At 69.2% G+C, this 23,593-nt stretch carries 24 protein-coding genes and 2 riboswitches; of the genes, 11 read left to right on the forward strand and 13 right to left on the reverse strand.

Annotated features, from left to right (window positions below):
- The first annotated feature begins 156 nt into the window (after positions 1 to 156).
- The 4 genes from AB0M36_RS25880 (at position 157) to AB0M36_RS25895 (ending at position 4,773) form a co-directional block, all read left to right on the forward strand.
- Positions 157 to 2,232 (forward strand): sugar ABC transporter ATP-binding protein, encoded by a 2,076-nt coding sequence (locus AB0M36_RS25880; RefSeq protein WP_364161868.1) that lies wholly within the window; start codon positions 157 to 159, stop codon positions 2,230 to 2,232.
- Positions 2,222 to 3,193 (forward strand): ABC transporter permease, encoded by a 972-nt coding sequence (locus AB0M36_RS25885; protein ID WP_364161870.1) that lies wholly within the window; start codon positions 2,222 to 2,224, stop codon positions 3,191 to 3,193. Before AB0M36_RS25880 ends, AB0M36_RS25885 begins: the two co-directional genes overlap by 11 nt.
- A gap of 127 nt (positions 3,194 to 3,320) precedes the next feature.
- Positions 3,321 to 4,340: an ABC transporter permease gene (locus AB0M36_RS25890; protein ID WP_364161873.1), complete on the forward strand. Its 1,020-nt coding sequence runs from the start codon at positions 3,321 to 3,323 to the stop codon at positions 4,338 to 4,340.
- 28 nt (positions 4,341 to 4,368) lie between these two features.
- A complete protein-coding gene (locus AB0M36_RS25895) occupies positions 4,369 to 4,773 on the forward strand; it encodes a DUF393 domain-containing protein (RefSeq protein WP_364161876.1) in 405 nt (134 codons plus the stop codon).
- A gap of 18 nt (positions 4,774 to 4,791) precedes the next feature.
- Here AB0M36_RS25895 and AB0M36_RS25900 read toward each other — a convergent pair whose 3' ends face one another.
- The 3 genes from AB0M36_RS25900 to AB0M36_RS25910 form a co-directional block, all read right to left on the reverse strand.
- A complete protein-coding gene (locus tag AB0M36_RS25900) occupies positions 4,792 to 5,493 on the reverse strand; it encodes a zf-HC2 domain-containing protein (RefSeq protein ID WP_364161879.1) in 702 nt (233 codons plus the stop codon).
- Positions 5,490 to 6,011: a sigma-70 family RNA polymerase sigma factor gene (locus AB0M36_RS25905; protein ID WP_364161882.1), complete on the reverse strand. Its 522-nt coding sequence runs from the start codon at positions 6,009 to 6,011 to the stop codon at positions 5,490 to 5,492. Before AB0M36_RS25905 ends, AB0M36_RS25900 begins: the two co-directional genes overlap by 4 nt.
- Before the next feature lie 115 nt (positions 6,012 to 6,126).
- On the reverse strand, positions 6,127 to 7,185 hold the full coding sequence (locus tag AB0M36_RS25910) for a neprosin family prolyl endopeptidase (protein ID WP_364161885.1): 1,059 nt from the start codon (positions 7,183 to 7,185) through the stop codon (positions 6,127 to 6,129).
- 521 nt (positions 7,186 to 7,706) lie between these two features.
- Between AB0M36_RS25910 and AB0M36_RS25915 the strand changes: the two genes are divergently transcribed.
- The gene (locus AB0M36_RS25915) at positions 7,707 to 8,180 is read left to right on the forward strand and encodes a cysteine dioxygenase family protein (RefSeq protein ID WP_364161888.1); all 474 of its coding nucleotides are present in this window, start codon (positions 7,707 to 7,709) and stop codon (positions 8,178 to 8,180) included.
- A complete protein-coding gene (locus AB0M36_RS25920; protein ID WP_364161891.1) occupies positions 8,174 to 8,572 on the forward strand; it encodes a rhodanese-like domain-containing protein in 399 nt (132 codons plus the stop codon). The genes AB0M36_RS25915 and AB0M36_RS25920 overlap by 7 nt, the downstream gene beginning before the upstream one ends.
- Before the next feature lie 55 nt (positions 8,573 to 8,627).
- On the opposite strand, the gene AB0M36_RS25925 is transcribed toward AB0M36_RS25920, so the two are convergent.
- Positions 8,628 to 9,335, reverse strand: a complete 708-nt coding sequence (locus AB0M36_RS25925) for a zf-HC2 domain-containing protein (RefSeq protein ID WP_364161893.1) — start codon at positions 9,333 to 9,335, stop codon at positions 8,628 to 8,630.
- Complete coding sequence (locus AB0M36_RS25930; RefSeq protein WP_364161896.1) at positions 9,332 to 9,883, reverse strand: sigma-70 family RNA polymerase sigma factor; 552 nt, start codon at positions 9,881 to 9,883, stop codon at positions 9,332 to 9,334. The genes AB0M36_RS25925 and AB0M36_RS25930 overlap by 4 nt, the downstream gene beginning before the upstream one ends.
- 157 nt (positions 9,884 to 10,040) lie before the next feature.
- Between AB0M36_RS25930 and AB0M36_RS25935 the strand changes: the two genes are divergently transcribed.
- On the forward strand, positions 10,041 to 10,787 hold the full coding sequence (locus tag AB0M36_RS25935; RefSeq protein ID WP_364161899.1) for a hypothetical protein: 747 nt from the start codon (positions 10,041 to 10,043) through the stop codon (positions 10,785 to 10,787).
- On the opposite strand, the gene AB0M36_RS25940 is transcribed toward AB0M36_RS25935, so the two are convergent.
- The gene (locus AB0M36_RS25940; RefSeq protein WP_364161902.1) at positions 10,781 to 11,356 is read right to left on the reverse strand and encodes a hypothetical protein; all 576 of its coding nucleotides are present in this window, start codon (positions 11,354 to 11,356) and stop codon (positions 10,781 to 10,783) included. The two genes, AB0M36_RS25935 and AB0M36_RS25940, sit on opposite strands and share 7 nt — an antisense overlap.
- Positions 11,357 to 11,387: 31 nt before the next feature.
- Positions 11,388 to 11,750 (reverse strand): hypothetical protein, encoded by a 363-nt coding sequence (locus AB0M36_RS25945; RefSeq protein WP_364161905.1) that lies wholly within the window; start codon positions 11,748 to 11,750, stop codon positions 11,388 to 11,390.
- A 162-nt stretch (positions 11,751 to 11,912) separates the two neighbouring features.
- On the opposite strand from AB0M36_RS25945, the gene AB0M36_RS25950 reads away from it, so the two are divergent.
- Positions 11,913 to 13,694 (forward strand): EAL domain-containing protein, encoded by a 1,782-nt coding sequence (locus AB0M36_RS25950; RefSeq protein WP_364161908.1) that lies wholly within the window; start codon positions 11,913 to 11,915, stop codon positions 13,692 to 13,694.
- Here the strand turns inward: AB0M36_RS25950 and AB0M36_RS25955 are convergent.
- Positions 13,657 to 14,265 carry a TetR/AcrR family transcriptional regulator gene (locus tag AB0M36_RS25955; RefSeq protein WP_364161911.1) on the reverse strand — a complete coding sequence of 203 codons (609 nt, stop codon included), beginning with the start codon at positions 14,263 to 14,265 and terminating at the stop codon, positions 13,657 to 13,659. The genes AB0M36_RS25950 and AB0M36_RS25955 overlap by 38 nt on opposite strands.
- 173 nt (positions 14,266 to 14,438) lie before the next feature.
- Between AB0M36_RS25955 and AB0M36_RS25960 the strand changes: the two genes are divergently transcribed.
- Both AB0M36_RS25960 and AB0M36_RS25965 read left to right on the forward strand, forming a co-directional pair.
- A complete protein-coding gene (locus tag AB0M36_RS25960; protein ID WP_364161914.1) occupies positions 14,439 to 15,335 on the forward strand; it encodes an ABC transporter permease in 897 nt (298 codons plus the stop codon).
- The gene (locus AB0M36_RS25965) at positions 15,328 to 16,098 is read left to right on the forward strand and encodes an ABC transporter ATP-binding protein (protein ID WP_364161917.1); all 771 of its coding nucleotides are present in this window, start codon (positions 15,328 to 15,330) and stop codon (positions 16,096 to 16,098) included. Before AB0M36_RS25960 ends, AB0M36_RS25965 begins: the two co-directional genes overlap by 8 nt.
- A gap of 15 nt (positions 16,099 to 16,113) precedes the next feature.
- Here the strand turns inward: AB0M36_RS25965 and AB0M36_RS25970 are convergent, their stop codons facing one another.
- On the reverse strand, positions 16,114 to 17,136 hold the full coding sequence (locus AB0M36_RS25970; protein ID WP_364161920.1) for a hypothetical protein: 1,023 nt from the start codon (positions 17,134 to 17,136) through the stop codon (positions 16,114 to 16,116).
- Between the two features lie 39 nt (positions 17,137 to 17,175).
- Positions 17,176 to 17,312: riboswitch (cyclic di-AMP (ydaO/yuaA leader) on the reverse strand.
- A gap of 277 nt (positions 17,313 to 17,589) precedes the next feature.
- Positions 17,590 to 17,727, forward strand: a riboswitch (cyclic di-AMP (ydaO/yuaA leader).
- Between the two features lie 4 nt (positions 17,728 to 17,731).
- Between AB0M36_RS25970 and AB0M36_RS25975 the strand changes: the two genes are divergently transcribed.
- On the forward strand, positions 17,732 to 18,751 hold the full coding sequence (locus AB0M36_RS25975) for a hypothetical protein (RefSeq protein WP_364161922.1): 1,020 nt from the start codon (positions 17,732 to 17,734) through the stop codon (positions 18,749 to 18,751).
- Between the two features lie 72 nt (positions 18,752 to 18,823).
- Here the strand turns inward: AB0M36_RS25975 and AB0M36_RS25980 are convergent, their stop codons facing one another.
- The 4 genes from AB0M36_RS25980 to AB0M36_RS25995 all read right to left on the reverse strand — a co-directional run bounded on the left by AB0M36_RS25980 (position 18,824) and on the right by AB0M36_RS25995 (position 23,517).
- Positions 18,824 to 21,190 carry a glycoside hydrolase family 65 protein gene (locus AB0M36_RS25980; protein ID WP_364161924.1) on the reverse strand — a complete coding sequence of 789 codons (2,367 nt, stop codon included), beginning with the start codon at positions 21,188 to 21,190 and terminating at the stop codon, positions 18,824 to 18,826.
- 43 nt (positions 21,191 to 21,233) lie between these two features.
- Positions 21,234 to 21,977, reverse strand: coding sequence for a beta-phosphoglucomutase family hydrolase (locus tag AB0M36_RS25985; RefSeq protein ID WP_364161927.1), 744 nt, complete (start codon positions 21,975 to 21,977; stop codon positions 21,234 to 21,236).
- A 78-nt stretch (positions 21,978 to 22,055) separates the two neighbouring features.
- The gene (locus AB0M36_RS25990) at positions 22,056 to 22,571 is read right to left on the reverse strand and encodes an ATP-binding protein (RefSeq protein WP_364161930.1); all 516 of its coding nucleotides are present in this window, start codon (positions 22,569 to 22,571) and stop codon (positions 22,056 to 22,058) included.
- Positions 22,572 to 22,632: 61 nt separating this feature from the next.
- Positions 22,633 to 23,517, reverse strand: coding sequence for a hypothetical protein (locus AB0M36_RS25995; protein ID WP_364161932.1), 885 nt, complete (start codon positions 23,515 to 23,517; stop codon positions 22,633 to 22,635).
- Positions 23,518 to 23,593 lie beyond the last annotated feature (76 nt).

The following is a 23,593-nucleotide window of genomic DNA, read 5'->3' on the forward strand; positions in this document are numbered from 1 at the left end:
CCGCACCGCACCGCACCGCACCGCACCGCACCGCACCGCACCGCACCGCACCGCACCGCACCGCACCGCACCGCACCGCACCGCACCGCACCGCACCGCACCGATGATGTTCGCGCCGTATTGCCGGATTGTGTTGAGAAGTGGGTGAATGCGTTCATGGCGTTGCTCGAGGTCATCGACGTCTCCAAGACGTTCCCCGGCGTGCGCGCCCTGGATGGCGTGTCCTTCACCCTGCGGGCGGGCGAGGTGCATGCCCTGGTCGGGGAGAACGGTGCGGGGAAATCCACGCTGATCAAGGTGCTGACCGGCGTCCACCGGCCGGACGGCGGCGAGCTCCGCTATCGGGACGAGCCGGCCAGACTCGACTCCCCCATGGACGCTCAGCGAGCCGGCATCTCGGCGATCCACCAGGAGGTCAACCTCATCCCGCTGATGAGCGTGGCCCACAACCTGTTCCTAGGCAGGGAACCACGCACCACCCTCGGCCTCCTCGACGAGAAACGCATGGTCCGCGACGCCCACGAAATCCTGCTCCGCTACGGCGTCTCCACCGACGTCCGCCGGCAACTCGGCACCCTCGCCCTAGGCGCCCAACAGATGGTGGCGCTCGCCCGAGCGGTCATGATCGAGGCGAGGGTCGTCATCATGGACGAGCCCACCTCGTCCCTCGAGCCCCGCGAGGTCGAAACCCTCTTCGGAGTCATCCGCGACCTGCACGCCCGAGGCATCGGCATCGTCTACGTCAGCCACCGCCTCGACGAGCTGTACCGCATCTGCGACGCCGTCACGATCCTGCGCGACGGCAAGGTAGTGCACACCGGCAAGCTCGCAGACCTCGCACGCCTCAAACTCGTCGCCCTCATGCTCGGCCGCGACATGTCCGCCGTGCGTCGCGAAGGCTTCACCCACTTCGCCAGCACACGCCACGCCAGCCACGACGTCGGCGCCCAGAACCCCGGCGCCCAGAACCCCGGCGACCACGACGCCAGCGGCCAAGACGTCGGCGGCCAGGACGTCGGCGGCCAGGACGTCGGCGGCCAAGACGTCAGCGGCCAGGACACAGACAATCCGGTTGTCGACAGCCCAACCATTGGCAGCAGCCGGAAATCCGACCGACCAACCGCCGGCGGCTTACGGCATGCGACCTATGGTCGGTCCATCATGGACGATGCCCTCCAAACCGGCGCCATCGCGGACCACACGCAACCCATCGCGAGCCCGACCGAGGCCAGCCAGACCGCGGCCACCGCGGACCACACGCAACCCATCGCGAGCCCGGCCGAGGCCAACCAGACCGCAGCCACCGCGAACAGCACACAAGTCGCTGCGAACAGCACACAAGCCGCCGCTAGCAGCCAGCAAATCGTTGCGGGCAGCCAGCAAGCCGTTGCGGGCAACGCGCAGGTCGGAGACCCGGTGTTGAGGGTCACCGGCCTCAGCAGCCGGCGCCGGCTGCATGACATCGGCTTCGCGGTGAGGCCGGGCGAGGTTGTTGGGTTGGGTGGTCTGCTCGGCGCCGGGCGGAGCGAGACGATCAAGGCGATCGGCGGTGCTTACCCGATCGACGGCGGCGCCATCGAGGTTGATGGCAGGGAGCTCAAGCGGCCCACCACCGTCCGGGCTGTGCGGGCCGGCATTGCCGTGCTGCCCGAGGATCGCAAGGTGGAGGGCATCGTGCCTGGCCTGTCCGTGCGGGAGAACATCGCGCTCGCGGTTCTGCCTCGGGTGTCGCGAATGGGTCTGGTGTCCGATCGCAAGATTGACGAGATCGTGGACTGGTTCATGACCCGCCTGCGGATCAAGGCGTCGAGCCCGGACCAGCGCGTCGGTGACCTCTCCGGTGGCAACCAGCAGAAGGTCCTGTTGGCCCGTCTGCTGGCTACCCGGCCTCGGGTGCTGCTGCTCGACGAGCCGACCCGCGGCATCGACGTGGGCGCCAAAGCCGAGGTGCAGGCCCTGATCGACGAGCTGGCCGCCGAGGGGCTCGGCGTCGTGCTGGTCTCCTCCGACGCCGAGGAGCTGATCGAGGGCTCCGACCGAGTCGTGGTCCTACGCGACGGCACGGTCGTCGGCGAACTGCGCGGCGACGACGTCACGACCGAAGCGCTCCTGGAGACGATCGCGGCAGCGGCCGAGACAGCGACGCCCAAGACAACGCCAAGCCCAGCAGACGAAACAACGGCAACCCAGGCAGCTGCGGACGAGGGGAAGAGGGTTGGCGATGACGACTGAGGTCGTGGCCGCCGGGCGGTCTGGTGTGGATCGGGCGTGGGTTCGTGCCTGGCTGCCGCGGTACGGCGTCTACGTCGCGATCCTGGTCCTCGTCGCCTACAACCTCCTCTTCACCCCGAACTTTCTGACCTGGAGCAACCTGCGCATCCAGCTCATCCAGGTCGCGCCGATCGTCATCGTGGCGCTTGGCATGGCGCTGGTGATCGGCACTGAGGGCATCGATCTGTCGGTCGGGTCGGTGATGGCTCTGGCGGCCGCGCTCATCCCGCTCTACCTCGGGTACGGCGTGATCGCGGCCATTCTCGTCTCGCTCCTCGCCGGCCTCGCGGTCGGCCTGGTGAACGGCGTCCTGGTGGCCCGGGTCGGGTTGCAACCCATCGTGGCGACCCTGGCGCTCTTCGTCGGCGGCCGGGGGCTTGCCCTGGTCATCTCCGACGGGCAGCTGAAGGATGTGCGCAACGAGAACCTGCTCTATCTCGGTTCCGGCGACCTCCTCGGCATTCCTGTGCTCGTGTGGATCGCCGCGCTGCTGGTCGGCGTCGTCGCCTTCGTGGTTCGCCGGACGGTTCTCGGGCGGCGTCTCCTGGCGATCGGCGGCAATCGTGCCGCGACCGAACTGGCCGGCATACCTGTCACCCGGGTCCTGGTCACCGTCTACATGGTTTGTTCGGTCTTTGCCTCCCTGGCCGGCCTGCTGGCCGTTGCTCGCATCCAGTCCAGCGACGCTTCCTCGGTCGGGATGCTCATCGAGCTCTCCGCCATCACCGCCGTGGTGGTCGGCGGCACGCCGCTGACCGGCGGCACGATTCGCATCGTTGGCACCGTGGCCGGCGCCCTTCTCATGCAGCTGGTGGTGGCCACGATGATCAAGCACAACCTGCAACCATCCACCACCGAGATGGTCCAGGCCGTCATCATCCTCATCGCCGTCTTCGCCGCCCGGGAAAGGAAGCCCCGATGACCCGCCCGATCCCGGAAGAGAAAGCCCCGGCGACCCGTCCGATCCCGGAAGAGAAGGCCCCGGCGACCCGCCAGAGCCCCGAAGAGAAAGCTCCGGCGACCCGTCAGAGCCCGGAAGAGGAAGCTCGGTGACCACTCAGATCACCACGAAGCCGCCCGCCCCCACGGACCCAGCCGCCGACGAGCGCCGCGCACAACGCACCGACCGCCTCGTGGACCTGATGCAACGGCAGGGAGCGCTGGCCGTACTCATCATGGTCGTCATCATTGCTTCGGCGGTGTTTCCCCATTTCCGCAGCTATGACAACGCCGGCACGATCCTCGTCGCCGCCGCGCCGCCCGCCCTTCTCGCCCTCGGCATGACCTTTGTCATCATCACAGGTGGCATCGACCTTTCGGTGGGTTCTCTTTATGTTCTCGGTGGGGTGACCTCAGCCTATTCCTCTCAGTGGGGTCTGATTCCGGCATTGTTCTTACCGTTGGTCGTGTGTGGACTGATCGGCGTGATCAACGGACTGCTCATCGCCCACACCGGGATGGCGCCGTTCATCGTCACCCTGGCCGCGCTGCTCGGCGCTCGCGGCCTCATGCGCGCCATCAGCGACGAGGGCTCCACCACCTTCCTGGTCGGCGACGACGCGTTCCGCGCATTCGGTACCGGCTCGTTCCTCGGCATCGGCTACCCGGTATGGCTGGTGGCGGCGGCCTTCGCGGTAGGCATGATCCTGCTGTCCCGCACCCGGTTCGGGCACGCGGTCTACGCGGTCGGCGGCAGCGAGGACGCCGCGAGACTCATGGGCGTCGCTGTCCGGCGTACCAAAGTCTGGGTTTATGTCCTGTCCGGTCTGCTCGCGGGCCTGGCCGGGGCGATCAACGCGGCCAAGCTCGGCTCCGGGGTCACGGTGCTGGGCATCGGCATGGAGCTGGACGCCATCGCGGCGGTGGTCATCGGCGGCACGCTGCTGACCGGCGGCGCGGGGACCATCGCGGGCACGATCGCCGGCGTTCTGCTGCTCGGGGTGATTCAGAACATGATCAATCAGGTCGGCAGCGTCCCCAGCAGCTACCAACAGGTGATCAGCGGGGCGTTCCTCGCTGTGGTGGTCGTCACGCAGACCTATCTCGTCCGCCTCCGCAGCGTGACGTAAAAGAAGACGATCTGAAAAGATCAACCCCATGATCGAGCCGACCTTCGTGTACGATGGCGACTGCGCCTTCTGCACCACCTGCGCGCAGTTCATCGAGCGCCGCATCCCGTCACGGGCGACGCTGGTCCCCTGGCAGTTCGCCGATCTCGACGCCCTCGGCCTGACGCTCGATCAGGTGGAAGAGGCCGTGCAGTGGGTGGGCACGGACGGCACGATCGCCTCCGGTCCGGACGCCATCGCGCGGCTGTTGCGCGACGCCGGCCGGCTCTGGGAGGTGCCGGGCCGGGCGTTGCAGCTCAAGCCCTTCGGCCTGCTGGCCTGGCCGGTGTATCGGTGGATCGCGGGCCACCGCCACATGTTGCCGGGCGGCACGGCGGCGTGTTCCCTGCCGCAGGCCCAACGCGATCGGCTCTACGGCCCGGAAGCCGGCTGACCTCCGAAAGGCCCTAACTCAGTCCAGCTGAGCCGTGCCCAGGACGTGCCCCTGCACGTCAGCCACCGCCACCATGCCCACGTCCCGCAACTGGATCGAGCTCGCGCCGGTCACCCTGGCGTTCCCGCTTGGCGTGGGCCCCCACGTCGCGGCCTGTTCCACCGTCCCGCCACCGGCCTTGCGGACCTGGCAGACGAAGGGACCGGGGCCGCTCAACCGGGACACGGTCAGGTCGATCGAGACTCCCCAGGTCTTGCCGGTGAGCACGGCCTGACCGGAGAGGCCGCTGCCCACCGCGGGCCGAAAAACCGCGGTGACCGGCGCCGGCTGGCTGGGCGCCGCCTGCGTCGGGGGCGCGGGCGGCCGCTCGTCACGATCGAGAACCAGCCCGGCCGTGACACCCGCGACGAGCGCGACGACCGCGGCGGCGAGCCAGCGCGTGCCGCTGCGGCGGCGTTGCCGGGCACGCTCCACCCGCATCCGAGCGAGCAGGCTCTCGACCAGGTCCGCGCTGGGTCGGGCGCCGGGTGCCACCGCCGCCGGCGGCGTGTCCGGCAAGGTCCGCAACAGCTCGGGTACGGGCCCAAGCCGCTCGAGCTCCGCACGGCAGCCGTCGCAGTGCAGCAGGTGGCCGTCGAGCCGATCGGTATCGGTGTCGTCGAGGCCGCCGAGTAGATAGCCGCCCAACAGTCTGCGCAGCTCGTCGTGGGCGGGGTTCATCGCAGCACCCCCATCTCCTCGAACGCCTGCCTCAGCGCACGCACGGCGTAGTACGCCCGCGACTTCACCGTGCCCTCGGGCACCGACAGGTTCCGGGCCGCGTCCGCGACGGTCAGCCCGTCGTAGTACATGGCGCGTACCACGGCCCGGTGGTCGGCCGAGAGGCGCTCCAGTGCCTCGGCGACCAGCCAGCCCTCGACCATCTGGTCGACGCTGTCGGCGGACGGCGCGCTCTCGACCGCCGCCTCGTCGGCGACGAGACGGGGCCGGCGTTGCTCGGCCCGCCAGGCGTTGGTCACCACGTTGCGCGCGATGGTGAGCAGGTAGGAGCGGGTACGTCCCGGGTCCGGGTCGAGGCGGTCGATGTGCCGCCAGGCTCGTAACAGGGTCTCCTGCACGAGGTCCTCGCCCTTGTGGCGGTCGTGCACATAGCGGGAGACGAAGCTGAGCAGCACCGAGTAATGCTCGGTGTAGAGCGCGGTCATCAGCTCCTCGTCGGGACTGACGCGTCGCCTCATCACTGCCTCCCGTCGGGGCCCCGCCTCGTTGTACACCCGCGGAGCCCGTCGGGTTCGCCTCAGCGCGCCACGAAAAAGGCCCGGTCCCTCGAACGGGACCGGGCCTGGGGCTCGCTCAGCAGGCTCCGGGGCCGCCGAAGCGGAAGGTCCGGTCGCTGAGGGAGAGGACGCCGTAGTGCGCGCTCGTGGCCCGTACGGTCGCCTTGGGTTCCGGTCCGTTGGTCATCGAGATCGTGCCGATGCGCGCCGCGCTGCCGTCGGACACCACGATGCCGTTGCCCATGTCGGTGCAGGGCCGGTCGGTGGACGCGGCGACCTCGCCGAACCACTGGGTCAGGCCGCCGCGGGTGTAGGCGCCGTCCCAGAGCCGGTCGGGAAAGTAGCCGATCCACTCCGAGTCGTACGCGATCCACCAGGCCCCGCTGGAGTGCTGGATGCCGAACCGTTTCTGCACACCGGTCGGCAGTGTGTCGCCCGGTTTGATCGACGCGGCGCTGTAGACCTCGAAGCCGCACGCGTTGTAGCAGCTGGGCTCGCGGTTCTTCCAGTAGTAGACGAACAGGTGCGGGTCGTTGTCGCCGTTCACCTGCCGGTCCACCGTCCAGCCGACCTCGACGATCTGCCGGCCGTCCGCGGACTGCACCGCGATCTCGGCGAGCGTGTGGAAGTCGCCCTGGGCCAGCGCGGGCCTGGCGATGCTCACGTTGGCCCAGGTGCCGTCGGTCTCGCCGACCTGGGTGCCCACCGCGTAGTGGAAGAACACGTCGCCGGTCGCCGCCCTGCCCACGGGCCCGGCCGGCGGGGGTGCCGGCGGCACGATCGAGGTGTGGGTCTGGCTGAGGATGCCGGCTCGCGAGTTGTGGCCCTTCGGCGCGTATTCCGGCACCGGGACCAGCGAACCGCTCGGGTCGGCCGACGCGGCGTCCGCCCCGGCGGCCGTGACCGCGGCACTGCTGGCACCCGCCCACGCTCTCTTCAGCTTTGTCGGCCGCTCACCCCACGGCAGCAGAGTCGGCGGCGCGGGAGCCGGCGCCTTCTCCGCCCCCGCGGTCCCCAACGCCGGCAAACCGAGGTTGTCCGCCTCCGCCGCGACTGTCTCCGCGGGTGCGATCACCGTGGGAACCGATTCCGACGCTTCCTCAGCGCTGGCGTTCAGGGTCCACACGATTCCCATGGAGCCGACTACGGCTGTGGCAAGGCCGGCGGCGAGCAAACCGCGGCGGGAGTTCGACACGTGTCCGTCCTCGTTCTCGGGGGGAGCTCGGAGGGAGGGACGAGGGGTGACCTCCGGGCACCGGCTCTCGCAGGCGACGCCGACCATATAACGCTGCGGATACCGGTGGCTGCGGTCGAGCGACCATTCCGCCTGATCGGTGGAGGTCGTGGGCCGATCCGGTGAACAATCGGCCAATGAAATCGACCCTGCGTATCTATCCGGTCGCTGTAGGGCAGATTTTCGCGCTCGCGAGAAAGAAGCAAAGCATATGAGGCTCTTTCGTGTCCCACGCGAACACCCGGAAGCGCGAAATGCCATCGTTGATCAATTAAGAAGTCGTTGATCAATTAATTCGGATCTGGATTTCACGGCAAGCACCGCAGCCGGCGGCGAGTGCCGTCGGCGCGCCGGGTGCGCCGGCCCCGCTCGGGGGTATAACCTAGTGGACTCATAGGTTTTATATGCAACGGGGAGCCGCCATGACCGCCGTGGACATCCGCCTCGACCACCTCGCCATCGCCCAGCGCCTGGCCGCCGACCCGCGGGCCTGGCCGGTGATGCCGCGCTTCCACGCCGTCGACCGCTGGTATCACCGCCTGGCCACGGAGCCGGACCACGAGGTGTGGCTGCTGACCTGGCTGCCGGGCCAGGGCACCGACCTGCACGACCACGGCGGCTCGGCGGGAGCGTTCCACGTGTTCTCGGGAAGCCTCATCGAGGACACCGTCACGCTCTCCCCCGGCGGCCCGCCCCGGGTCACCGCCCGCGAGCTCGGCGAGGGCGCCGGCCGCCGATTCGGCACCCGGCACATCCACCGGATCACCAACCGCTCGGACCGCCCGGCCGTCAGCATCCACGTGTACGGCCCCGCGCTGACCGTCATGACCCGCTATCGCATCAGCGCCACCGGCCTGGACGTGAAGACCGTCGAACGCGCCGGATCCCAGTGGTGACCACGACGCCGCCGCCCGGATCCCAGGGCATCGACGACCTGCTCGCGCGGGCCCGGGCCCGCCTGGTGCGCCTCGGCCCGCACGACACCTACAGCGCGATGGCCCGCGGTGCCGTCCTGATCGACATCCGCCCGGCGGCGCAACGGGCCGAGCACGGCGAGATCCCCGGCGCGATCGTCATCGAACGCAACGTGCTCGAATGGCGGCTCGACCCCCGCAGCGACGCCCGCCTCGGCTTCACGCACTACGACCTGGAAGCGATAGTGACCTGCCAGGAGGGCTACACGAGCAGCCTGGCGGCGGCCGCGTTGCAGGACCTCGGACTGCTGCGGGCAACAGACCTCGACGGCGGCTTCAGCGCCTGGCAGTCGGCCGGCCTGCCGGTCTGTTGACCACACCGCCGTGCCGACACCCGGAGGAGGAGGACGGGTGCCGGCACGACGGGCGTCACACGGTGACGCTGGTGTACTGCTTTCCGCCCTCGGTCACCACCCGGACCGAGCCGACCTGGTCCGGTGGCACCAGCGCGCTGCCGTCGAGCGTCGTGCCCTCTGCGGCGCCCGCCTCGGAGACGACCCAGCTTCCGGCCAGGATCGCCGTGCCGTCCTTGGCCACGACCTCCAGCCGGCACCGCTCGCCCCGCGGGATCCCGGAGACCGTCGCCTTGATCCGCACCCAGCCCGGCGCGGGCGCGACCGCGACCGCGATCTTCGCCTTCGTCCCCGGGTCCTGTGCGGCCGCCGTCCTGGTCCCCGGCACTGCCGGTGCCGACTGGCCCGGTAGCTGGGGCGGCGGCAGGGCGTCGTTCGGGCCCGCCGTCGACTGGCCGAGCGCCATGCCGCCGGCGACCGACGCCGCGATCACCGCCGCGGCGGCGACTCCCACCAGGCCCGTACGCCGATGTCGCGCCCCGGCCGATTCGTTCCGGATCTGTCGCAGCGTGCGCTGCAACAGCAGGTCCGCGTCGTCCGGCGGCCCGTCCAGCAACATTGCCTCGGGCACCGCTTCGAGCGCCATCGTCCACTCCCGCAGGGATTCCACCTCGGCCCGGCACTCGTCGCAGTCGGCGAGATGCTCATCGACCTCGCGGATCTGGTCCGCGTCCAATGACTTCGTCAGGTAGCCGGCGAGGTCCACGTGATGATTCGTGTTCATGATGCAGACCGTTCCGTTCCGGCGGGGCTCAGCGACCTCTGCTCGCGTAATGCCCGGAGTGCATAGAAAGAGCGTGACTTGACGGTTCCAGGTGGAATGCCCAGCACCTTCGCCGCCTCCGTCACCGTGCTGCCCTGCAGATAGATCTGCTCGAGGACCTCGCGGTGCTCGGCGGAGAGCCGGCTCAGCGCGTCCACGACCACCATCGAATTGACCACCCGTTCGGCGTGGTCGTCCTCGGACGCCACCTCGACCGGGCTTTCCCGCACCTCGGGGGCGCGGGCGTTACGGGCGCGCACCTGGTCGACGACGATGTTGCGGCAAACGGTGAGCAGCCAGCCGCGCACCGAACCCTTGCCGTTGACCAGACTGTCCGGGTGCCGCCACGCGCGGACCAGAGCCTCCTGGACGACGTCCTCGGCGGCGGCGCGGTCGCGCGTCAGCTGGGTGGCGTACGCGAGCATCGCGCGCCCATGTTCCTCGAACAACGATCTGACCAGTGCTTCATCAGCCACCTCCCGGCGACGGTGGAGTCTCAACCCCGGCATCTCTTCTCCCCGGTGACGGTGGTTCCCATCTGAACCCCGTTTCGTCGCTCTGACTCTCCACACACGTATGCGGCGTCACATCGGTTCAAGCAAACCTCACTGAACCGGGTTCGGCAGAGCTCCGTGTGGAGTGCATCCGCTTCGCAAGGGGGAGAAAATGAAGCGCACCAGCATCGTCACGGTGGCCATCGCCATGACTTTCGGGCTCAGCGCCTGTGCCCGGCCCGCAGATACCGCCACCGCCACCGTCGAGGTCGCCGCCACGCCGACGGCACCGCCGAGCGCGGACACGCCCGAGGTTTCCGAGCGCGGCCCGGACCTGGCCGGCGCCGAAACGCCCGATCCGCCGGCGACCCCGGTTCCCGAGCCGACCGTCGCGAAGACCCAGCGGTGGGTGAAGATCTACAGCGGCCCGTCCCGCAAGGACGTCACCGCGCCGAAGAGCATCCGTACGGGCAGCAAGACGGTCGAGCTGAACGCGACCAGGAACGAGCAGATCGGCACGTACGTGACCGATGGCGCCGGCCGTACCCTGTATCGCTTCGACAAAGACAGCAACAAGCCGCCGGCCGCGACCTGCAACGGCGATTGCGCACGTGCCTGGCCGCCGCTGCTGATCAAGTCGCCGGGCAAGATCTTTCCCAAGGGCCTCGACGCCAAGATCCTCGGCTATGTCGAGCGGGCCGACGGCACGTGCCAGGTGACGATCAACGGCTGGCCGGTCTACTACTTCGCCAAGGACACCAAGCCGGGCGACATCCTCGGGCAGGGCGTCAACGGCACCTGGTTCGCCGTGGGTCCCGAGGGTGGCAAGACCAGGCCGCTGCCGGACGCGATCCAGCCCGTCCCGGCCGAGGGCCAGGGTGGCGAGGGTGGCGACGCTCCGACGGACCCCGGCTACTGAAGCGGATAGACAACCTCTGAGCGGCCGCTGTACGGGTGCCTCGTGCCATCGCGCTCATGCCCGGTGTTCGGGGCGTCCAGCCAGACCACGTACGGCACTCCCGGGAGGAGCCCGCTGATCGTGGCGGTGATCGTGCAGCCGGTGCCCGCGGGCACGTACTGCCAGGTGTAGGCCGGCTGCTTGCCGGAGACCAGCGGCTGCTTGACCGCGGTGATGCGGTAGTCGGAGTCGTACTGCCGGGGCCAGGTGACGGTCAGCTTGCCGACGCCCGGGGTGACCTCGAGCGGGATCAGGACCGGATCGACGGTCCACTCCTTGGCGCAATCTCCCGGCGGTGTCGGCAGGAACGACACGGGCGGCAGCGCGGGCTTGAGGGACCCGGAATAGGTGACCTTCGGGCTGGGCGTGGCGCTGCCGGAGGCGACCACGATCCAGGCGTCGCCGGGCGCGGGCGTCGCGCTGGCGGAGGATGCGGGCGTGCCCGTTGCCGAACCCAGTCCCAGCACTCCGCACCCGCCCACGGCGAACGGGATGGCGAGCACCGGCAACAGGAACTTGATGAGCCGCATGCCAGAAGGTTCGGCCCAGCGGGCGAATCCGTTAGCCGCGGCGCTCGGCGACCTTGAACAGCTGGTGCCCGGCCATCTGGAGGCCGTACTCGGCGGGCTCGACGCGGGTACGCAGACCGGACTCGTCGCTGAGCATCAGGCCGGCGCCGTCGGGGCGGTAGACGCCCTTCGCGCTGCGGCGGCGGCCGGCGATCCTGCCCTCGTACGACCAGTCCTCGCCCAGGCAGAGCCGGACGGTGTCGTCGGCGTTACGCCAGATGCCGGCGAACTCGTCCGGTTCGCCGTCGGGGTGGGGCAGCGCGAGGGTGACGGCGTTGTCGGGCTTCCCGCCGAAGGCGAGGGCGATCAGTGACGCCGAGGTGAAGATGGTCGCGTCGAGGCGGTTGGTACGCATGAGGCTCCAGGGGCGTCCGGGGGGCGGGGACCTCTCCTTTCGGCCGCCTTGAGCCGTTCTTGAGCATCTCGGGCAGCAATCCTCAAGACGAGGTAAAGCTCATGCCGCGCCAGTCGGAACCGATTCTGCTGGGCGACACCGCCGGAGCAGGAGAGGAGCGACATGAACCAGCGCAGAGCCGCCCTGTCCATCCTCACGCCGGCCGCCATGGGCGCGGCGGCGCTGCTCGGCCACTTCGGTGCCCGGCGCCTGCGCGCCCAGCTCGACGCCGCCGAGCTCGAGGTGCGCCGCTTCCGGCGGCTGGCCCAGAACTCCACCGAGATCGTGCTGATCACCGAGGCGGGCGGCCGGCTGACGTACGCCAGCCCCGCGGTCCTGCGCATGCTCGGCAGCGAGCCGGCCTCGATGACGGACACGGATCTCGGCCGCCGGGTGCACCCCGACGACCGTGCCATCGCGACCGCTCATCTGGCCGAGGTCGCCGCCCGCGCCGGCGGTACCTCCTCGTGCCGGGTGCGCCTGGCCCACGCGGACGGCTCGTACCGGACGCTGGAGATCATCAGCGTCAACCTGCTCGACGAGCCGAGCATCCTCGGCATCGTGAGCAACTGCCGCGACGTGACCGAGACGGTCCGGGCGCACGAGCGGCTCAGCTACGAGGCGAGCCACGACGTGCTGACCGGCCTCGCCAACCGGACCCTCTTCGGCGCCCGGGTCGCCGACGGCGTCGCCCGTGCCGGACATCAGCCGATCAGCATCGTGCTCATCGACCTGGACGACTTCAAGACGGTCAACGACACCCTGGGACACGCGGTCGGCGACGGCCTGCTGGTCGAGGTCGCCGAGCGGATGCGCGGCGTCGTACGCCCGACCGACACCGTCGCGAGGCTCGGCGGCGACGAGTTCGCCATCCTCTTCGAGGGCCTGGGCAGCCGCGACGTCGACCGGGTGCTGGACCGGATCGCGGACGCGCTCGCCGTACCCATGGACATCTCCGGGCATCTCCTGGCCGTGCGCGCGAGCTACGGCGTCGTCGACGGCCGGGGCGGCGACGACGTCGGCGACCTGCTGCGCCAGGCCGACATCGCCATGTACGAGGCGAAGGAGCGCGGCGAGGGCGGCTACCAGCGTTATCGGCCGGGCTCTGAGGCTCCGGGTGCCGAGCGGCGCCGCATCACCTCGGCGCTCACCGCCGCCCTTGCGCGCAACGAGCTCGTGCTGCACTACCAGCCCGTGGTGGCCCTGCCGGAAGGACGGCTCACCGGGGTCGAGGCGCTCGTGCGCTGGAACCACCCGGAGCGGGGGCTGCTGGGTCCGGGCGACTTCATCCCCGGCGCCGAGCTCACCGGCATGATCGTGCCGCTCGGACGCTGGGTGCTGCGCGAGGCCTGCCGTCAGGCCGTGGCGTGGGCGGCGGAGCTCGGCGACCAGGCACCCGGCACGATGTCGGTGAACGCCTCGGCGCGCCAACTTCAGGACGTCTCGTTCGCGACCGACGTCGCCGCTGTCCTGCGCGAGACCGGGATGGATCCGCGGCGGCTGACGATCGAGATCACCGAGTCCACCGCGGTCGGCGGCGGCGCGACGCAGGAGACCCTGCGGGCGCTGCGGGCCATGGGTGTCCGGTTGTCCCTGGACGACTTCGGCACCGGGGCGTCGACCCTCAGCCTGCTCGCGAACTGTCCGGTCGACCAGATCAAGCTGGACCGGTCGTTCGCACCGGTTCCGGGCCCGGACGCGATCGCCGGGGCCGTCCTGTCGATCGCCCGGGCGATGGGTGTCGAGGCGGTCGCGGAGGGTGTCGAGACTCTGGCGCAGGCGGAGAAGCTGGGTGATCTCGGTTACGTCCGGGCGCAGGGTTTCCACTTCGCCCGGCCGATGAGCCCGGAGCAGATCGCCGCCGCGATCACCGAGCCGGCGGACTCCCTCGCAACGCCGCGGTGACGGCTGCCGCCAGCGTCTCAAGGTAATCGTCGCCGATCGGCGTGCGCGACACGGCCAGCCGCCAGTAGAGGGGGCCGACCATCAGGTCCACCGCGAGCTCCGGATCGGCGCCAGCGGGCAGCTCACCACGCTGGACTGCCTGCCCGACGATCTTCTCGCCGATCGAGCGCTGATGGGTGCGCAGGGCCCGCTGCAGCGTCTCGGCGATCTTGGGGTTTCGGGCCGCCTCGGCCATCAGATCCGGAATGATCTGCGAGGCGATGCGGTGCTGCAGCGCCTTGCTGACGACGAACATCAAGAGCTGTAGATCGGTGGCGAAGCTTCCGGTGTCGGGCATTGGCACGCTACGCTCCGCCACACCGGAGACGATCTCGAGGACCATCTCCAGCTTGTTGCTCCACCGGCGGTAGACCGCGGTCTTACCAACGCCGGCCCGGCGCGCCACCGCCTCGATGGAGAGACGGCCGTAGCCGACCTCGGCCAGCTCGTTCATCACCGCGTTCCGGATCGCCGCGGTGATGTCGCCGCGGAGCACTGCCGCCCCGGCGGGCGCACGTTTCGCTGTTGCCACGGGAGACACTATACGCGAGGACGCAACGGTTGCGTTTCGACGTCCCTTCGGCTACATTTCGAGCTAACGTCGATACGCTGGCGTTTCATCGCGGCAGACTGATTACTGTGTTCCCGCGCAAGCCACCCAGGTCCACCACCCCCGACGGACCGACGAGATCGGAGCGCTACCCCATGCCCCAGACGGCGGTCGCCGATTCCGACACCGGCCTCTCGCTGAGAGAGTTGGCCCGACGACACGGCCTCTCGGCGGCGGGCAAGCTGCCGAGCCTCCCCGCGTACACGCGGCTGCTGTGGTCCTACCGGCACTTCATCGCGTCGTACGCCAACGCCAAGGTCACCTCGTCGCTGGGCAAGACCCGGCTCGGCCTGGTGTGGCAGGTGCTGACGCCGCTGATCAACGCGACCGTCTACTTCGTGATCTTCGGGTTCGTCCTCGGTACAGACCGGGACATCAAGAACTTCGTGCCGTACCTGTGCATCGGTGTCTTTCTGTTCCAGTTCACCCAGTCGGTGGTGCAGGCCGGGATCCAGTCGATCAGCGGCAACCTCGGGCTCATCCGGGCGCTGCACTTCCCCCGCGCGAGCCTGCCCCTGGCGATCACCACGATCGAGGTGCGCAACACGCTCGCCTCGATGTCCGTCCTGCTGCTGATCACCCTCGGGTTCCGCGAGCCGGTGACCCTGGAGTGGCTGCTGATCGTGCCGATCTTCCTGCTCCAGGCGATCTTCAACGCCGGTCTCGCCATGTTCGTGGCCCGGCTGGGCTCGAAGGTCGCCGACTTCAAGCAGCTCGTGCCCTTCATCATGCGGATCTGGTTCTACGGCTCCGCCGTCCTCTACCCGGTGGGCGTGTTCGCCGAGAAGCTCGACGGCTGGAAGCTCGCGGTCGTCGAGGCCAACCCGCTGCTCGTCTTCATCGAGCTGATGCGGCACGCCCTGATGGAGAACGTGGAGCTCGCGGCGTCCCCGCTGGTGCTGTGGCTGGAGGCCATCGCCTGGACCCTCGTGGTCGGGGTCAGCGGCTACATCTACTTCTGGCGCGGAGAGAAGGGGTACGGCCGTGGCTGACCAGCGTGAACCCACCGTGATCGTGGACGACGCCCACGTCGTCTACCGGGTGCACCAGGCCGGTGGCGCCGGGACGCACAGCCCGGTCGCCGCCTTCAAACGGATCGTCACCGGCGCCAAGCCCGCCACGCTGCGGGAGGTGCACGCGATCAAGGGCGTGAGCTTCGTCGCGTACAAGGGCGAGGCGATCGGCCTGATCGGCACCAACGGCTCCGGCAAGTCGACCCTGCTGCGGGCCATCGCCGGCCTGCTCCCCGTCGAGAAGGGCGCGATCTACGCGGCCGGCCAGCCCTCGCTGCTCGGCGTCAACGCGGCCCTGATGAACGATCTGCCCGGCGAGCGCAACGTCGTGCTGGGCTGCCTGGCGATGGGCATGTCCCCGGAGCAGGTCAAGTCCCAGGTGAAGGAGATCATCGACTTCTCCGGCATCAACGAGCGGGGCGACTTCAGCTCGCTGCCGATGCGGACGTACTCCTCCGGCATGGCCGCCCGGCTGCGCTTCTCGATCGCGGCGGCGAAGAAGCACGACGTGCTGCTCATCGACGAGGCGTTGGCCACCGGCGACGCGAAGTTCCGCAAGCGCAGCGAGCAGCGGGTCCGCGACCTGCGCGCCGAGGCCGGCACAGTCTTCCTGGTCAGCCACAGCGAGCAGTCGATCCGGGACACCTGCGAGCGCAGCATCTGGCTCGAGTCCGGGCTGATCCGCGCCGACGGCCCGACCGACGAGGTGCTCAAGCAGTACGAGGCCTACGTCAAGAAATGACGTAGGCCCCGGACCTCATCGCATCGACAGGTGCACGTGGTTCGTGTGGTCGCTGGACGGATCGCCGTTGCCGCGTAGGTACGGCTGCCACCCGCTGCTCGGCAACCAGATCCGTTTGAACCAGATGACGTAGAGCACGCCCAGCCGGCCCTCGTTGTCGATGAAGTAGTTCGCCAGGCGGTCGCCGTAGTCCCTGCTGCTGCCGGTCGCGACGCCGCCGAAGCCGGTCTTGTCGGACGCGAAGTCGCAGGCCCGGCCCAGTGGGTGCTCGCCGCTGCCCTGCGGGCGGAAGCACGAGACGAAGCGGGTGAAGCCGTCCGCCTGGGCCTCCTGCATGGCGTGCAGGGTGCGGGGCGTGATGCAGCCGCTGGTCGTCGGGTCGTTCCCGCTGCACGACTCGTCGGGCAGCGAACCGTCCGAGTTGCGCCGGGCGGCCGCCGCCTGCGAGCTGTTGCCGCCGCCGGAGGCGCCGCTGCTCGGACCGCCGGCCGCGGCGTTCGCCGTCTTCAGCGCCTTTTCCGCCTGCGCCTTGCGCTTGGCCATGATGGTGACCTGGCGCTGCTGGTCGCGGACCTCGGCGTCGATGGCGAGCTTCGCCTGCGCCTGCTTCGCCCGGGCGTCCTTCAGCTCCTTGATCGCGTGATCCTGCTTCACCGCGACGGTCTCCAGCGTCGCGGCACGGTCCAGCAGGCCCTGCGCGGAGTCGGCCGTGATCAGGGCGCTCATCGGACCGAGCCGGCCCGTGCGGTAGGACTGCCGGACGATGTCGTCGAGGGCGCCCTGCTTGGGACCGAGCTCGGCGTCGAGCGCCTTGAGCTTCGCGGTCATCTGCTGCTGGCGCTTCTTCGAGCGGTCGAGCGCCTCCCTGGCCTCGACGAAGCCCTTCGAGGCGGCCTCGAGCTGCTCGACGAGCGACTTCGAACCACCTTCCCCGTCATCGCCGGAATCTCCCGGCGCGGCGAGCGGGCGGGGTGCGGCCATGGCCGCTGCCGGAGCGGCGAGCGCCAGCCCCGAGGTGGCGACGAGGACCGCGAGCACGGTCGCTAATCGTCGGCGGAGAGGGTCGAGCCTCACGTGCGTTCCTTCCGTCGGCCGCCGACCGGGTTAGCTGACGGGTTCGGGACGGAAGCAATCCCTACCGCTGACTCAGCGGATTCACCCCATTACCGGTTGGGTCCCCGGCTCGCCTTTCGGCGATTGAGCGGCGGTTCCGTGATGGAACCGTGACGAAGACTACCCAGGGAATCGCGTCATCGACAGGTGTCGCACTCTGCGCATTCGAGTGCACACAAACAGTTATTCCACCGGGAGAGTGGAACGACTCACATTGATGCGCCGCCACCGACCACGACCTGCGTCAACTCATCGAAAAGTAACGCAAAGTCGTTGTCCAGTAACAGTTTTCTCCCCCTCTAGACAGCTGATGCAAGGCCCGAAGTCAGGTAAGCTTTCCGCCGGTCACCGCCAAGAAGGCACCGCCCCCAAGGTGCCGGCGGACCACCGCTCAATCGCCGAAAGACGAACCGGGGAACCACCTGGAAAATGGGGTGAATCCGCTGAACCAGCGGTAGGGATCGCTTCCGTCCCGAACCCGTCAGCTAACCCGGTAGGCGGCAACACGGAAGGAAACTGCATGACGGCAAGACCCGGCCGGTGGCTGGTCCTCGCCCTGGCACCGCTGATCGCGATCACCATGATCGTCTCTCCCGGCGCCCCCGCGACCGCGGCGCCCGGTGGCGGAAACTCGTCGACCCCCGACGACGGCGAGAACAACCCAATGCTCAACGACGTGCTCGACAGCACGGGTCGGCGCTATCTGGCGGCGAAGGCCGCCGTCGCCAAGTCCACCAAGGCACAGGCCAACCTGGCCGTGCAGGTGAGGAACGCGGAGGCTCAGCGCGACGCCCTGCTGCCCCAGGTGGGTGCCGTGGCGGCCCAGCAGTACCGCACGGGCGGCCTGACCACCATGGGCTTCCTGCTCAACGTGCGGTCGCCGGACGGCTTCCTCGAGAAGGCCGTCTCGCTCGAGGAGATCAACTCCGTCAACGACGGCAAGCTGAGCGAGCTCGAGGCCGCGATCGACCGGGTAGCCACCTCCAAGGCTCGCCTGGACCAAGAGATCAAGTCGCAGAAGCAGAACCTCGAAGCGATGGAGAAGAACAAGGAGTCCGCCGAGAAGGCGCTCCAACTCGTCGGCGGCAAGACGGTGACGGGTGGCTTCGTGAATCTCAAGTCGAAGGTGGCCGCGCCCGCGCCCCGCAACCGCGACGGCGAGTTCAGCTCGGAGTCGTGCAACGTCGACGACGAGACGACGGGCGGCTGCATCACCGCCCGCACGATGCACATGTACAAGGAAGTCAGGAAGGCCGGCTTCACCCGCTTTGTGGGCTGTTTCCGCCCCGGCGGGCCGTTCGAGCATCCCAAGGGTCGCGCCTGCGACTGGTCGCTGCAGAAGAGCGGATTCTCGCCCTGGCACAACCAGGACACCCGCGAGTACGGCAACAACCTCATGGCCTTCGCGGTCCGCAACGCCGACCGGCTCGGAATCCTGTACGTCATCTGGAACAAGATGATCTGGTTCCCGGCGACCGGCTGGAGCTCGTATTCCGGCGCCAGCGACCACACGGACCACGTGCACATATCCATGCTGTAGCCAGGCACCACGCGCGCGAAGAGCCCCCGCTCCCCTTGATCGATGAGGAGGCGGGGGCTCTCTGCTGGGCTCCTACTGGTGGCTGGCCCGGCGCACCGGCGCCCGGCCCGCAGGCTGGGTCGGGGCCGGACCGGTCGGCGGCGCGGGCGGGATAGCCAGAACCACCGGCTTGACCTGCGTCACCGTCACCTCCTTGCCGTGGTGCAGCAGCTCGAGCCGGGCGGAGCCGCCGCCGTTGCGCAGCGAATAGGTCACCTCGTCCGGCGTCACCTCGACCCGCACCCGCAGCCCCCGCCACAACAGGGAGAACTCCAGGCTGTTGATCCGGCTCGGCAGCCGCGGCGAGAAGGAGAGCCGGCCGTTGTAGTCCCGCATGCCGCCCAGGCCCGCGACCAGCGCGATCCAGGAGCCCGCCAGCGACGCCACGTGCACGCCGTCCCGGGCGTTCTGGTGCAGGTCGTGCAGGTCCATCAGGGCGGCCTCGCCGAGGTAGTCGTGGGCCAGCTCCAGGTGGCCCACCTCGGCGGCCATGACGGCCTGGATGCACGCCGACAGCGACGAGTCCCGTACGGTCCGGGCCTCGTAGTAGGCGAAGTTGCGGGCCTTCTCCTCCGGGGTGAAGGCGTCGCCGCGCACGTACATCGCCATCACGAGGTCGGCCTGCTTGACGACCTGCTTGCGGTAAAGGTCGAAGTACGGGTAGTTCAACAGCAGCGGGTACGCCTCCGGCGGAGTGTTCTCGAAGTCCCACTCCTGCAGCCGGGTGAACCCCTCCGACTGCTGGTGCACCCCCAGCTCCCGGTCGTACGGGATGTGCACCGCGGCCGCCGCGTCCCGCCACGACGCCGACTCCTCGTCGTCCACCCCCAGCTTGCGGGCCAGGTCGGGGTGGCGGTTGACCGCGTCCGCCGCCGCCATGAGGTTCTGCTGTGCCATCAGGTTGGTGTAGACGTTGTCGTCGACCACCGCGGTGTACTCGTCGGGACCGGTCACCCCGTCGATGTGGAAGCGGCCGTGCCGGTCGTGGTGACCCAGCGAGCGCCACAGCCGGGCGGTCTCGACGAGCAGTTCGAGGCCGACCTCCCGCTCGAAGTCGCAGTCGGCCGTGGCCGAGACATAGCGACGGACCGCGTCGGCGATGTCGGCGCCGATGTGGAATCCGGCGGTGCCGGCCGGCCAGTACGCCGAGCATTCCTGCCCGCGGATGGTGCGCCACGGGAACGCCGCGCCCTGCAGGCCCAGCGTCTGCGCCCGCTCCTTGGCGAGGTCGAGCGTCGAGTGCCGCCAGCGCAGGACGTCCGCGGCCGCCGACGGCTGGGTGTAGGTCAGCGCCGGAAGCACGAACGTCTCGGCGTCCCAGAAGGTGTGACCGTCGTAGCCCGGGCCGGAGAGGCCCTTGGAGCCGATCGGCCGCTTCTCGGCCCGGGCACCGGCCTGCAACGTGTGGAAGAGCCCGAAGCGCACCGCCTGCTGCACCTCGGGGTCGCCCTCGACGCGCACGTCGGAGTGGTCCCAGAACTCGTCGAGGAATTCCCGCTGGGCCTCGATCAGACCCTCCCAGCCGTCCAGCCGAGCGCTGGCGAGGGCGGCGCCCACCTGGTCCCGCACGGCGGGCAGGGAGCGGTTGCTGGACCAGCCGTACGCGGCCAGCTTCACGACCCGCAGCTTCTGCCCCGGCTCGAGCTTGCAGGCGACGGTGGTCCGCAGCCAGTCGGGGTGGCCCTCGGTGGTGACGGCGTGCTTGCCGGGCGCCTCGACGAGGTGCTCCATCGCCGCGGCCATGCGCAGGTCGCTGGCCTTCGTACGGTGCACCAGCAGGCCACCGGTGCGCTGCTCGAGCATCTCCTCGGCCTGCAGCGGGTGGTCCAGCACGGCCGCGACGCGCGGGTCCTTGCTGGTCGGCGGAAGCTGCTCGTTGGCCACCAGCTCGGACTGCAGGATGAGCCGGGCCGTGGAGTCGATCGGCTCGACCTCGTAGAGGAAGGCGACGACGGCGCGCTGGGTGAAGGACACCATGCGCAGGGTGCGTACCCGGATCGCCTGCCCGGACGGGGACACCCATTCGACGATGCGTTCGAGGGTGCCGGCGCGCAGGTCGAGGGTGCGCTCGTGGGAGCGCAGCTCGCCGTAGCGCACGTCGAACGGCTCATCGTCGACGAGCAGGCGCATGAGCTTGGCGTTGGTGACGTTGACCATCGTCTGACCCGACTCGGGGAAGCCGTACCCCGCTTCGGCGTACGGCAGGGGCCGCAGCTCGAAGAACGAGTTCAGGTAGGTACCGGGCAGGCCGTGGGGCTCGCCCTCGTCCAGGTTGCCGCGGATGCCGATGTGGCCGTTGGCCAGGGCGAAGACCGACTCGGACTGGGCCATGAGTTCCAGGTCCAGCCGGGTTTCCCGGATGTGCCAGGGGTCTACGGGGTAAGCCCGTTCACGGATCACGGTGGTGCCTCTCGCAACTGAGAAGAAGAAGTCAGATGGGGGGTTACCGGGTGAGGAGGAGCTCGGCGAGGTCCTGCACGACGATGTCGGCGCCGTTCGCGCGCAACGCGTCGGCCTGGCCCACGCGATCCACACCGATCACGATGCCGAACCCGCCGGCCCTGCCGGCCGCGACGCCGGCAAGGGCGTCCTCGAAGACCGCACAATTCTCCGGCGGGACACCGAGCAGCTTCGCTCCGTGCAGGAACGTGTCCGGCGCGGGCTTACCGGGCAAGTTTTCCGCACGTGCGGTGACGCCGTCCACCCGTACCTCGAGGAAGCCGTCGATCTTGGCTGCCTCCAGCACGTCCTTGCAGTTGGCGCTCGCCGACACGACGGCCCGGCGCAGTCCCGCTTGCTCGGCGGCGCGCAGGTAATCCACCGAACCGGGGTAGACCTGCACAGCCCCTTCAGAGATTTTCTGCAAGACAAGCAGGTTCTTGCGGTTTCCGATGCCGTTGACGGTCTCTTCGTCAGGACCGTCGGCCGGCAGTCCCTCGGGCAGGGTGATGCCCCGCGAGGCGAGGAAGGTGCGGACACCGTCGGCGCGCTGTCGCCCGTCGACATACAGATGATAGTCGGCACCGGGGTCGAACGGCACGAATGGCTGCCCGAGCTGGGCCGCCCGCCTTTCCAGGTAGGCGTCGAAGGTCGACTTCCACGCCGCGTTGTGGACCAGGGCGGTCTGGGTCAGCACGCCATCGAGATCGAAAAGGCATGCCGTCACATGAGGAGGTAGTCCGAGCACCGGCCTAATGTAGTCGCCTCGGATGACGAACACGCTTGAATGCCGATGACGACATTTCCACGGCGTTTCATGCCGGGTTCAACCGCCGGCTGCTACCCCGTCCAGCAGGTCAGAGGCGGAAACCCGACCGGGAAGATCGATCCTCAGGCCGACGGTCGTCCCGATCGGACCGGTGGCCATGGTGACCTCGTCGCACAGCTGGTACGCCAGCCAGATGCCCCGGCCACCGTCCTCGAACGCTTCGGGCGCCGCCGGTGGCCGCTGGTGTTCCTCGGGGATGCCCGGCCCGGAATCGGTGACCATGCACCAGAGCGACGTCGCGGTGCGGGACAGCCGGAGCCGCCCGCTTCCGCCGGCGTGCAGCACGACGTTCGTGATCACCTCGTTGACCGCGAGCACGAAGCCATCCAGCCGGTCGCCCAGCAGGCCCGGCGTGAGCTGTTGGATGACCTCGTGACGCAGCACGGTGATGTCGTCCCGGCCGAAGACCCGGTCGAGGAGAACGCCGCCATTTTTTGCCTGCGATGAAGGAGCGTCCGACGACTCCCTGCCCGGAGCCGGACGCAGCACCTCGTGGCCGACGGTTTCCTCCACCGCCGAGCAGCCTACGCTGTGTACCGCCTCCGTGGCAGTTGCCGAAGCGCGAGATTCAAGATCAGAACAGGTGAGACAGGGTGCGCAGGATCTCGGCGTAGAAGTTTCCGTCGATGTCGCGGTAGAGGCTGAACTTCATGCCCGGGCTGCCGAAGAACGGCCGCAGGGTCCACGCGAGCTGGGTGCCCACGAAGCCGAACAGCAGGATCCAGACATAGAGCAGGGTCATGCTGGGCGGCGCGGGCTGCCGCACCGGCTGGGGCGCGGGGCGCTGCTGTCCGATCGGCGTCAGCATGTAACCCGGCGGCACCGAGACGACGGGCTGCGCGGCGGCGGCCGGCGCGGCGTTCGCCGCCGGCGTGCCGTTCGCGGCGGCACCCACCGGGACCGGCTCGGGGGCCGGCGCGGTGGCCGGCTGAGGAGCCGGGATTTCCTTCTTTTCGGGCGCCAGCAGGCCGTTCTCGTTGAGCACCCGCATGCCGCCGGTGAGGAACCGCAGGCCGACCAGGGCGGACAGCGCCAGAATCACCACGTTCAACAGCTTGAAGAAGCCGTAGTCGGGCGCGGTGATCAGAAAGAAGAGCGCGATCGGGGCGAACGCCAGCGCCAGCATGGCGGTCACGGTCAGCGCCACCATGACCAGGGCGAGAGACTGGCGTACGGACAACCGCGCCCCGAAAACCAGGTTGAACAGGTACAGCGTCGGCAGGCAGATGGCCAGCGTGACCAGGAACAGCAGCGGCAGCTTCACCGCCGAGGTCAGCGCCATCAGCACACTGTGGAAGGAACCCAGCACCGCGCCGTAACAGGCGAGGGCGATCACCGCACTGATCAGCATCTGCCCGGTGAGCTTCGACAGAGATCGATCCTCGACGACCTGCTGCCAGATCCCCTGCCTGTCACGCAGGATCCGCTCGATCACCAGCAATCCGGATGCGTTCGCCATGCCCGCCACCCTTCGGGTTGTGACGTCGATACGCCCTCGCACCGACGTGCGGCGAACGATACGACACCGTGTCAAC

The sequence above is a fragment of the Actinoplanes sp. NPDC051346 genome (assembly GCF_040682215.1).
Taxonomy (GTDB): Bacteria; Actinomycetota; Actinomycetes; order Mycobacteriales; family Micromonosporaceae; genus Actinoplanes.